The sequence below is a fragment of the Acidobacteriota bacterium genome (assembly GCA_035471785.1).
Classification (GTDB): Bacteria; Acidobacteriota; UBA6911; order RPQK01; family DATIPO01; genus JANQFM01.
The window spans coordinates 20991-31968 of record DATIPQ010000063.1 but is presented as its reverse complement, the minus strand read 5'-3'; the positions used below and the strand labels follow the sequence as shown (position 1 = coordinate 31968).

The window sequence follows — 10978 nt, the reverse complement described above, 5'->3', positions numbered from 1 at the left end:
CACTTGCAGGACTTTCAGATCGGATCTTGGAAGATCTATCCCGAGATCAACACCATTGCCGCTCAGGAAGAAGTGCGCATCGAGCCGCAGGTGATGAAGGTGCTCTGTCATCTGGCTGAGAATGCAGGCCGCGTGGTGAGCAAGGAGGACTTGATCGCGCAGGTGTGGGAGGGCCGCTTCGTGGGCGACGAGGCGATCGCCAATGCCATCTGGGAACTGCGCCGCGCCCTGGGCGACGACGCCCGCAGTCCCACCTACATTCAGACCATTCCCAAACGGGGCTACCGGATGATCGCCGAGGTCCGTCCGCTGAGCCACGCTTCCCCGCCTTCCAACACTTTTCGGGAAAGCTCCGCCTGGAGCCGCAACCTGGCACTCAGCGCGGCAGCGGTGGCAGCCCTGTTGCTGACCGCGGTCCTTCTCTGGTTCGGGGAAGGTATGAGGCATTCCGGCGCCGATTCCCGGGAGCAGCTCACCCTGGCGGTATTGCCATTTCAGGACCTAGGCGGCGAAGAATACTTCGGGCAGGGGCTTTCTGAGGCTCTGGCCGGAGAACTGGCCCGCCTCCCTTACCTGCGGGTGATGGCCAGCGCCTCTTCCGTCAGCGCGGCCCGGGAGCAGGCCTCTCCGGCGCAGGTGGCCGAGCGCCTGCGAGCTCAAGCGCTGGTGCAGGGCACGGTCCAGAGGGATGCCGCCCAGGTGCGCCTGACCTTGCAGCTCATCGATTCCGAAGGGGGGGATATTCTCTGGTCTGAAGCCTTCCAACAGGCCGACTCGCGCCTTCCCCAACTGATCTTGGAGTCGGCCCGAGAAACGGCCGCACAGCTCGCCCTTCACTTCGAGCGGGTCCCTTCCCCCCCTTCCAACCTGGACGATGAATTGCAGGCCATGCGCCGCCAACCTTCAGTGCCGCGCCAAGCCTACGAAGACTATCTTCGCGGACTCTATTTCTGGAAGAGGCGAAATCGCGACGACCTCTTCCGCGCCGTCGACTTCTTCCGGCGCGCCGTCGAGCAGGCTCCTGAGTACGCGGCCGCCTACGCCGGCTTGGCCCATGCCCACCTCATGCTGGCCGACCACTTCTACGCGCCCTCACGGGACTCGCAGCAAGAAGCCGCGGCGGCTGTCGACAAGGCGCTGCGAATCGATCCGCAAAGCGCGGAGGCACTGGTGGCACTGGCCTGGATCAGGTGGGTGCGCGATTGGGACTGGGACGAGTCGGAGCGACTTTTCCGTCAAGCGCTGCGCTTGAATCCCAGCTATGCCACCGGACACCAGTGGTTCGCGGTGCTGTTGGAGGCGGCGGCACGCAGAGAAGAGGACAATGGAGGCCGCGAAGAGGCGGCCTACCATGCTGCCGAGGCCCAGAGACTGGACGTCCTCTCGCCCATCGTCCACATCACGGCGGGGATGGTGGCCTGGTCAAGGCAGCGTCAGGAAGAGGCTCTTGGCCATTTCCGCAGGGCGCTGCAGCTCGACCCTGATTTCCTGGAAGCCCACAAGGGCCTTTTCTGGATCGCCCACCAGCAGGGCGACCTGGAAGCCGCCTCCAGGCACTGTCGCCGTGCCCAGGTGAGAATCAGGGCAACACAGGACTGGAGACCGTACTCACTCGCCTTCCAGCTTGATTCCGCCTGCAAGCCTGAGAAGCTGGGCCGCAAGAGCTTCAACCCGCGGGAGTTCGAATTCCTGGCCGCAGGGCTGCGAAAACAAGAAGCCCACGGATTCGTCTCGCCCGTCGCCTGGCTGGAGTTGCACGCTGCCTCGGGCCACGTCGATGCAACCCGGCAGTGGCTGGAGGCGTCGCTGCGCTCCGGCGGACGCCATGTCTTCTACCTGTCCAAGCAGCTTCGGAGCGACGTCGATTTACGGGCCCTCGAGGAGCCGTCCCTGAAAGGGGAGTTGAACCGTCTCTCTCTTCCCCGCAACCAAGGGGACTAGCCCGCATTCTGCAGGCTAGTGCAGCCCGTCAGTAGTTTTGAGCCACCCTGTCGCGTTATCCCACGCTTTCAGCGTTCGGACCTTTGCCGTCTGAAACCCAGGGTGGCGCCGCCGTCTCGCTTGCGCTCGCCGCGGCTGACCCTGGGCTGGCGAATCGCTCGCCTTCAGCGAGCCCGGACTTGACTTCCAACACAGTCCCTTGGGCTGGCGAATCGCTCGCCTTCAGCGAGCCCGGACTTGACTTCCAACACAGTCCCTTGGGCTAGCGAATCGCTCGCCTTCAGCGAGCCCGGACTTGACTTCCAACACAGTCGCTGGGCTGGCGAATCTGTCCCTTTCAGACAAAAAATGCGGCCCTGGCTCAGAACTTATGCCCAGCGACTGTGTTAGTCGGCGGATTGTTGGCACAAGATCTCTCCGGTGACTGTTCGTCAGGACCCCAGGGACGACTCAAGGGACTGGTATAATGTCGTCTTGAACCCCTCAAGGAGCCTTCAGCCGCGGGATTTGCCTATGGCCTGCCGAGATTGGACGAGATTGGCCGCAGCCGTGGCGCTTTGCGGTTTTCTCGGCATCCGACCTTTTTCTGCCCAGGATTCCAGCAGCGTTACAGGTGAAGACCCCCAGGCCATTATCGAGAACGCCACCGATCTCCTTCGGCAGGGCCAACTGGACCGATCCCGCCAGATCCTGGAGGATCTCCTGCAATCCCTGCCCGACTCGGGAGAGGAAGCCCGCAAATCGGCGGCGCTCAACCGCCTCAGCCTGATCGCCGCCAACCAGGGACGCTACTTCGAGGCCGTCCGCACGGCCCGCCAGGCCGCCGAGGAGTCTGAGAGGGTGGGGGACGAGGAGGGGCTAGGCGTCAGCCTCAACAACCTGGGGCGCGCCCAATTGCTGTTGGGGCGCTATCAGCAGGCCCGTAATAGCTTCAGCCAGGCGCTGCAGATCTCGCAGCGCGCTCAAGACCTGCGCCGCAGCGTCCTGCGGCTCAACAACGTGGCCAACACCTACTTCTACGAGGGGCGCTATCTTGAGGCCTTGACCCACTACCAACGGGCTATCGACGCCCTCTCCCAGGAGGATTCGCCGCAGCCCGCCCTGCAACGGGTGAGCTGGACCAACATGGCCGTCCTCTATCAGAAGCTGGGGCAGTGGGAGAGGGCGCTCGACCTTTACCAGCGGGTGGCCCGGCTGGAGGTTTCCGCGGCACCTTCCCAGCAGGCCCAGCTCCTCAGCAATCAGGGGACGCTCTACCGCCGCCTGGGCGACCCCGTGTTGGCCGGGGAGGCCTACCAGCAGGCGCTGAAGCTGTTCAGAGAGAGCGGAGATCTGGATGGCGAGTTGGGGGTGCTGAAGAACCTGGGCATCCTGCAAGCGCTGGCGCTGGACGACCTGGAGGCGGCCCGCCGCACCTTCAGCCAGGTGGCCGAGCGGGCCCAAAGAGCCCTCAACCGGCGCGAAGAGGCGCAGGCGCGGCTTTATCTGGGCGAGACGCTGCACCGGCTGGGGCTGGAACAGGAAGCTGAAAAGGAACTGAACGCCGCTTTGAGGCTTTCCCGACAAGCGGGACTGAGCGAAGAAACCTGGAAAGCGCTCTTTGGGCTGGGACGCCTGAGCGATTCGGAAGACGAAGCCGAAGAACGCTTCCGCCAAGCCCTCTCCATCGTCGAGTCGGTCCGCTCCAGGCTGGGAGGCTCGTCGCTGCGGTCGGAATTTCTGGCCGACAAGAAAGCCCTTTACGACCATCTGGTGGCCCGCGTGCTGGAGTCGTCCGAGGCCGGACGGCTGCTGTCGGCGGGCGGCGCCCGAGAGCGGCCGCTGGAGGAGGCGCTGCGCCTGATGGAAAGCAGCCGGGCCCGCAACTTTCAGGATCAACTGGGCGAAGCCTTGCAGCAACGGCGGGGACGCGGCGACGATCAAACCGCCGGACGCCTCAAAGAAATCGCCTCCAGAATCGAAACGCTCAACTCGAGTCTGCTGCTGGCTGAAGGGGAGGAGGCGCAGCGCATCGAGGCCGAGTTGAGCGAGATGGAGTCGGAGTACGCCGCTCTGGAGGCCCGAAGCCGGTCCCAAGAAGGCTCGGCCTACTCCAGCGACGACCGCTCCCAGCCCTCTCAAATCGATTTCGCAGTGTTGCGGCGCCAGCTTCCTGAGGACGCTCTGCTGCTCACCTATTGGCTGGGCGGCAGCCGGCTGGTCATCCTGGCCCTGGAGCGGGGCCACTCTTCCTTCAGCGTCCAGCCCTGGACTCAGGCTCAGTCGCTGTTGCTGCAGGAGTGCCGCCAGGCCCTCTCCAATCCCCGGCGCCAAGATTGGAGGGACACCTGCCGTCCGCTGGCCGCCCAACTGCTGGACGAGGTGCTGCGGCGGCACCCTTCTCCCTCGCGCTTGCTGATGGTACCCGACGGGACGCTTGCACTGCTCCCGCTGGAAGCGCTTCCCGACGGCCAGGACTCCCTGCTGCTGGAGCGCCGCGCCGTCGGCTACCTGCCCGCCGCTTCACTGCTGGGCCGCCTCCCGCCTGTCGAGAGGCAGCTCTGGCCCTGGCAGCGCTCTCTGGTCGCTTTCGGCGATCCCGTCATTCCTCAGCGGGCGCCGGGAGAGTCTGAGGAGTCCTGGCCCGGCCTGCCCTATTCCGCCACCGAAGTCCGTCTCATCGAAGAGACCGTGAGCGGACACGTCCGCCTCTTTCTGGGAAAGGATGCCGAGAAACGTCATCTGCAAGAGCCCGCCCTCAAGCGCTTCCCCATCCTTCACCTGAGCACTCACGCCGCCATCGACACCGATTACCCCGAGCGCTCGCGCATCCTTTTCTCGCCTTCTTCGGAAGAGCCGCTTCAGCCCCGCTACCTCTTCCTCAGCGAGGTCCTGCAGCTCGACTTGTCGGGAACCGACCTGGTGACGCTCTCGGCTTGCGACACCGCCCGCGGACGCGAGTTGAGGGGCGAGGGCCTGCTCGATTTCTCGCGCGCATTCCTGATCGCCGGGGCCCGCTCCACCGTAGCCGGACTGTGGAAGGTGTCGGACCAGGCCGCGGCTCTCTTCATGGCCCGCTTCTATGCCTATCTCATGGACGGGCAATCCAAAGCTGAAGCGTTGCGCCAGGCCAAGCTCAACCTGCTGCGCTCTCAGGGTGATTATTCCCACCCCTTCTACTGGGCGGCCTTCGTCCTCAACGGCGACGGATTCACGCCCGCCCCCCTTCCCTACCGCTGGTCCACCCTTCTGCTGGCTGTGGCGCTGCCCCTGTTGATCCTCAGCCTGTTGGCCCTGCGCCGGCGTTTCCGGCCTGGCCGGTCCGCCCCATGATCCCGCGGCGGCGGGTTTGACGCATGCAGGTATGAGGACGCCAGATCATCGGAGGAACCGTCGCAATGAATTCACTGCGCCTGGCTATGGGAATCCTGACGCTGCTTGCCGCGGGCCATGCAGCCGCACTCCTCGCCGCCGACACCTTCCTGGGGCCGGACGGACGGCCTTTGCCCTTTGCCGACGAAGAGGAAGTCCTGGAGGCGCTGCGCACGGGCAGAATCATCTCCAAGGAGAAGGTGAGCGAGGGCATCAACCGCGTTCTCAAGCTGCTGCTGGACAAAGACGGGGTGCGCTTTCATGCCGTCTTCCGCGACGTCAAAGTCTTCAAACCGCGCCACCAGCAGAGCGACGGCAGGGTGATCATCCATTTCAGGGACGATCATATCTTCGAAGTGGCCGCCTACCGGCTCTCGCGCCTGCTGGATATGAGGCACGTCCCCCCGGTGGTGGAACGGCGCATTGATGGCCGCCAGGGTACGCTTCAATTGTGGATCGAAGAAGCTGTCATGGAGGGCACCCGCTACGACCGCCGCATGCGCCCGCGCGACTACCGGAACTGGCGGGAGCAGTGGAACGCTCTCTACATATTCGACTACCTGATCGGCAACGACGACCGCAACCAGGGAAACTTGCTCTACGATCCCGGCTGGAAGATGTGGATGATCGATCATACCCGGGCATTCCGCCTCCTCTCGGCTCCCCGCCGGATGGAGCGCATCCGCCTTTGTCCGACCTACCTTTACGAAGCCCTGCAGCGGTTGGAAGAAGAGAGGCTGAAGGAGGCTCTGGAAGGTTTGCTTCAGCCCATCGAAGTCGAGGCTATTGCCAGGCGCCGCCTGGAAATGCTGGCTTACCTGCGGGACCTGATCGACCGCAAGGGCGCCGAAATCGCCCTGCGCTGAAGACGCCCCCCGGCGATGAGAAAATAGCAGCGGCCTGTTAAGAACATTTTCTCGACCCCGTTCGTATGAGCGAGTGTACCGCTAGAGGCGAGAAGAGAAATCCGATACCGATGACCCGCACCTTTCCCATTACGATTCTGCTCTGCTTGAGCTTGCTGTCCCCGCTCTTGGCGGACAACGTCTACCTGGGGCCGGACGGGACTCCCTTGCCGTTCCAGAGCGAAGAAGAGGTCCTGGAGGCCCTGCGGACGGGAGAGATCGTTTCCATCGAGAAGGTAGGGATCGGGGTGACCGGCGTCGAAAAGGTTCTGCTGGACAAGGACGGCGTGCGGCTCCACGCCGTTTTCCGCGACGTCCGCATCTACAAGCCGCGCTTTTTCGAGGACGACGGCTCGATCACCGTCCACTTCCGCGACGACTACATCTTCGAACTGGCCGCCTACCGGCTGGGACGAATGCTGGGACTGGACAACATTCCGCCCGTGGTCGAGCGCAAAATCGGCTACCGGCAGGGAACCCTGCAGTTGTGGATCGAAGAGGCGGTGATGGAGAAAGCCCGCATCAACGATAAGCTGCGTCCCCCCTACAACATGGCCTGGCGCCTCTACTGGAACACCCTCTACATCTTCGACTACCTGATCGCCAACGGCGACCGCAACCTGGGCAACATTCTCTACGACCAGAACTGGAAGATGTGGATGATCGACCACACTCGGGCCTTCCGCCTGCAGTCCGACCCGGAAGACATGGAGCGCATCAGCCTCTGCCCCAAGTCTCTCTACAAAGCCCTCAAGAGCCTCGATCGGCAAGCCTTGGACGAAAACCTGGGCGAGATGCTGAACGGCAACCAACTCAAAGCCCTGGAAGAGCGGCGTGTCCAGCTCGTCAAATACCTCGACCGCCTCATCGAACGCGACGGCGCCCAAATGGTCCTGCATTGACAATTTCTTCGCAGAAATTCCCCTCTTTCTTCCACAACAATGGGGGAATCTTCCTTCCTTGAGCGTTAGTCCTTCTAACAGTCGAGAGGCCTTCGTTACTACTATTGTGGGCGGGTTCTGGAGCGTATCCATTCGGCCAAGGCGTCTTCCTCTAGGTGACCCGAGGCCAAGGCGATCATCCTGGTCACGACCTCCTTTGGGGGCGCATCGAAAGCAAGCCCGTTGAGGCCGAGAAAGATGACGCCTGTCAGGAAGGCGATGCGCTTGTTGCCGTCCCGGAACGGGTGGTTCGAACTCATCCCGAAGACATAGGCGGCCGCCAATCGTGGAAGGTCGGAGTCTGGGTCGTACGCCCAGCGGTTAGGGGCTCGCTTGAGCGCCGAGTCGAGAGCGCTTTCATCGCGCATGCCGATCAGCCCGCCGTGCTCCCGGATCTGATCGAGGTGAACCGCTTCGATGACAAGTCTGGGCACCCAACGCGGCTCGCTTCGGCTCACCTGGCCAGTTCCCGCAAAGCGTTTCTGTACTTCTTCTGGGCGCGGGCCGCAATGGTCAGGCCTTCCTCAACGTCCGGATCGTATGGGCTGAGAAGAATCCCGTGAGCCGTCTCGACAGCCAGAACCGCGTCCCCGGCCTCCAGATGAAATCGCTCCGCCAACTCCTTTGGAAGAGTAGCCCCGACTGACCCCCCCATCTGGCGTAGTTTCACATGACGTACCATCTATGCAGTCCTCTGTAGCATCCCGATGCTACCATGTCTGGTCCTCAGGCGCGACCTGAATGGACGGGACGTCGTTGTTGCTGGCGAAGTACGCCTCGGAGGAGGGGAGGGCGTAGAGGTAGAAGGCGCCGGCCCACACTGGGCCCAATAGCAGCATGGCCCAATCTCCTCCGGGTCTGGGATTCGGAGCCCCGAAGAGCCAATGCGACGGTAAATTCTGAGCCAGCGGCGCTGGCCCCTCTCGGAGGAGTCAACTCAGCAGGTTGCGGGAGACCCCGGTGGGGATCGCCGCAAGGATGCGCCTCCCACCCGGTCTGGGCACTGCTCAGTCGCTTGGCCGGGCCGCCGCATGAGTTAGGGGGATCGCTTCCCACGCCACCTGGGCGCCGGTCAGTCGACCAGCCTCGCGGCCCCTGGCCCCGAGCGAGGACTTAAGTCACGCCGGTGCATGGCTGAAGGGCGTTCATCGCCGCAGGGCCGTTTGGGGGTTGATGGAGGCGGCCCGGCGGGCGGGCAGGAAAATGGCCAGCAGGGCGGCGGCGTTGAGGATGAGCGCCGCCAGCAGGTAGAGGGACGGCTCGGCCTCTCCCAAACCCAGTAGGCGGCTGCTCAGGGCGCTTCCCAGCGAGAAGGCTCCTGCGGCGCCGGCCAGGGTCCCCAACAGCAGCGGCAGTCCGCCTTGCACCACCACCAAGCGCAGCACGTCGGCGGGACGCGCCCCCAGGGCCATGCGCACGGCGATTTCGCGCCTGCGTCCGGCCACCGTGTAGCTGACCACGCCGTAGATGCCGATCACGGCCAGCAGCAGCGCCACCGTGGCGAAACATCCCATGAGCAGCGTGTTGAAGCGCTCCCGGGAAAGCGAATCGTCCACGATTTCGGTCAGGGTACGCACTCCGAAGAGAGGCAGGGCGGAATCGACTTCGGCGGTGACCTGGCGGAGTTGCTGCGCCAACCCTTCGGCCTCCAGCCGGGAGCGCACCACAAAGGCCACGTTGGCGGAAGGCAGCAAGGGCCGGTAGAGGATGGGTTCGGCTTCGCGGTCCAGGCCCCGGCGGCGGACGTTTCCCACCACGCCCACGATCTCGACAGGGTCTTCGTCCCCTTGGAAGCGCAGGCGGGCGCCCAGAGGATCGCCGCCAGGCCAGTGCTGCTCGGCCATGGCCTGGTTGATCACGACCACCCGAGGACTCTCCTGGCCGGTCGGATAGTCGCTCTCCTCCAGCCCGCGTCCGCGCAGCAGCGGGACGTCGAGAGCGGGAAGATAATCTTTGGAGACGTCGTAGTGACCCGACCGCAAACGCTCCTCGGATCGCCCCAGGATCTGAAAGAGCGCGGCGTTCTGGACGTTGGAAAAGGGCAGGGTGAAGGTGGCTCCCGCCAGCTCCACGCCGGGCAGGGCCTGGTAGCGCCGCAGCAGGCGCTTCACGATGGCCCGGCGCTCCTCCGCCTCCGGGTAGCGTCCCAGCGGCAACTGCATCTGCACGGTGAGGACGCTCTCGCTGCGGAAACCGGGATCGACGGCCTGCAGGCGTCCCAGGCTCTGCAGCACCATGCACGCGGTGACCAGCAGGACGAAAGCCAGCGCCATCTCCGCCCCGGTCAGAATCGAACGCAAGGACAGGGTGCGCCCACCGCCCCCGCCTCTTCCCTCCTCCTGGAGCAATTGACGAGGGTGGACGCCTGAAGTCTTCCAGGCCGGAAGGAGTCCGAAGAGCAGGCAAGTCAACAGGGAGATCAGCAAGGCGAAGGAGAGCACCTGCCAATCGAGGCTGACGGATTCCAAGCGGGGCAGCGAGCCGGGACCGTAAGCGCGCAGCGCCTGCAAGGCGCCGGCAGCCAGGGCCACGCCGGCCGTCCCGCCCAACAACGCCAGCAGCAGGCTTTCGCAAAGCAGCACGCCCACAAGGCGCAGGCGTCCCGCCCCCAAGGCGCCGCGCAAGGCGATCTCGCCGCGGCGGCTGCTGGAGCGCGCCAACTGCAGGTGGGCCACGTTGGCGCAGGCGATCAGCAACACCAAAGCCGAGGCGGCCCACAGCATCATCAGCGCCGGACGCAGGCGGCGCGTCCCCAGCTCGGACAGCGCCATGGCGTTGAGGCTGCGCTGCTCGATGTTCTCGTCATCGTCGTGAGCGATTCCTGCGTAGATGGCTTCCAGCCGTGCGCGGGCCGTTTCCAGGGCAGTCCCCTCGCGCAGGCGGGCGAAGGTAAACAGGTAAGGAAAGCGGGCAGCGCCTCCTTCACCGGCCCGAAAAGGCGTCAGAATGTCCAGCCTGCCGCCCAGCGGCGGACGGAACTCAGGTCCCAGAACGCCCACCACCTGCAGTCGCTCCGGAATCGGGCGGCGCGGCCCGAAGGGCACCGAGAGGTCCACCGTGAGGACGCTACCCAGGACATCGTCGCGTCCGCCGAAGCGGCTCTGCCAGAACTCGTACCCGATCACGCAGACTCCCAGCTCCGGCTGGGCCTCTTGGGAAGCGCCTTGAGCGGCGGACTGAGCCTGGGGAGCACCGGCCCGGGGCAATCGTCCACGCACCGGCCTGGCCTTGAAGATGTCGTAGAATCCGGGAGAGACCTGAGCGCCCGTGACCCGTTCCGGCTGCTCGCCTCCGATGACGGTAAAGGCCAGGCGGTCGACCAGGGCCAGATCGGCCACCTCGCCGCCGGCTTGCTCCATCTGCCGAAAAACCGTGGGAGAAAAGAGAAGGCCCGAGCCCAGCGGGGGCATGTTCTGGCGGATGAAGAGAATCCTCTCGGGCTGATCATAAGGCAAGGGACGCAGCAGCACTCCGTCAACCACGCTGAAGACGGCCGTGACGCCGCCGATGCCCAAAGCCAGCGCCAGCACCGCCGCCAAAGTGTAGGATCTCTGCCTCCACAGCCCTCTCCAGGCCAACCGCCAGTCCTTCATTGCATCCTCCCCCATGGTGGCTCCGATAGCGGAATGGACTCGAAGTCCGCCGACACGCCGGGCCACCCAAAAATAAGCTCGAATTCGGTCTTGCAGCTTTCGACGCCGCCGGCTGCCAGAGGTTCCGACTTTCCGCTGCAAATGGGATGAGAGCGGTGCCGCGGGCGGAGCCGGTTAGGCCCGCCCGCGGCACCAGGCTGGGCAAGCGGCCCAGCCCCCAAGGCGGCCGGATCGTCGGGGGAGGACC

At 64.6% G+C, this 10978-nt stretch carries 8 protein-coding genes; 4 read left to right on the top strand and 4 right to left on the bottom strand.

Going from position 1 to position 10978, the window contains the following annotated elements; genetic code table 11:
• From VLU25_09290 to VLU25_09275, 4 genes are all read left to right on the top strand, one after another.
• The coding region (locus VLU25_09290) for a winged helix-turn-helix domain-containing protein (protein HSR68125.1) at window positions 1-1941 on the top strand (1941 nt) is incomplete at its 5' end.
• Between the two features lie 513 nt (window positions 1942-2454).
• On the top strand, window positions 2455-5253 hold the full coding sequence (locus VLU25_09285; protein HSR68124.1) for a CHAT domain-containing protein: 2799 nt from the start codon (window positions 2455-2457) through the stop codon (window positions 5251-5253).
• Between the two features lie 65 nt (window positions 5254-5318).
• A complete protein-coding gene (locus tag VLU25_09280; protein HSR68123.1) occupies window positions 5319-6158 on the top strand; it encodes a hypothetical protein in 840 nt (279 codons plus the stop codon).
• Window positions 6159-6268: 110 nt separating this feature from the next.
• Window positions 6269-7099, top strand: a complete 831-nt coding sequence (locus tag VLU25_09275; GenBank protein ID HSR68122.1) for a hypothetical protein — start codon at window positions 6269-6271, stop codon at window positions 7097-7099.
• Window positions 7100-7200: 101 nt separating this feature from the next.
• Here VLU25_09275 and VLU25_09270 read toward each other — a convergent pair whose 3' ends face one another.
• The 4 genes from VLU25_09270 to VLU25_09255 form a co-directional block, all read right to left on the bottom strand.
• A complete protein-coding gene (locus VLU25_09270; GenBank protein HSR68121.1) occupies window positions 7201-7572 on the bottom strand; it encodes a type II toxin-antitoxin system death-on-curing family toxin in 372 nt (123 codons plus the stop codon).
• A 20-nt stretch (window positions 7573-7592) separates the two neighbouring features.
• Window positions 7593-7820, bottom strand: coding sequence for an AbrB/MazE/SpoVT family DNA-binding domain-containing protein (locus tag VLU25_09265; protein ID HSR68120.1), 228 nt, complete (start codon window positions 7818-7820; stop codon window positions 7593-7595).
• Window positions 7821-7848: 28 nt separating this feature from the next.
• Complete coding sequence (locus tag VLU25_09260; GenBank protein HSR68119.1) at window positions 7849-7977, bottom strand: hypothetical protein; 129 nt, start codon at window positions 7975-7977, stop codon at window positions 7849-7851.
• A gap of 306 nt (window positions 7978-8283) precedes the next feature.
• The gene (locus VLU25_09255; GenBank protein HSR68118.1) at window positions 8284-10731 is read right to left on the bottom strand and encodes an ADOP family duplicated permease; all 2448 of its coding nucleotides are present in this window, start codon (window positions 10729-10731) and stop codon (window positions 8284-8286) included.
• Window positions 10732-10978: the final 247 nt, after the last annotated feature.

Bases quoted from the DNA above. Each gene is read 5' to 3' on its own strand.
- VLU25_09260 (HSR68119.1), bottom strand. From the start codon at position 7,977: ATGCTGCTATTGGGCCCAGTGTGGGCCGGCGCCTTCTACCTCTACGCC.
- VLU25_09265 (HSR68120.1), bottom strand. From the start codon at position 7,820: ATGGTACGTCATGTGAAACTACGCCAGATGGGGGGGTCAGTCGGGGCT.
- VLU25_09255 (HSR68118.1), bottom strand. From the start codon at position 10,731: ATGAAGGACTGGCGGTTGGCCTGGAGAGGGCTGTGGAGGCAGAGATCC.
- VLU25_09280 (HSR68123.1), top strand. From the start codon at position 5,319: ATGAATTCACTGCGCCTGGCTATGGGAATCCTGACGCTGCTTGCCGCG.
- VLU25_09275 (HSR68122.1), top strand. From the start codon at position 6,269: ATGACCCGCACCTTTCCCATTACGATTCTGCTCTGCTTGAGCTTGCTG.
- VLU25_09285 (HSR68124.1), top strand. From the start codon at position 2,455: ATGGCCTGCCGAGATTGGACGAGATTGGCCGCAGCCGTGGCGCTTTGC.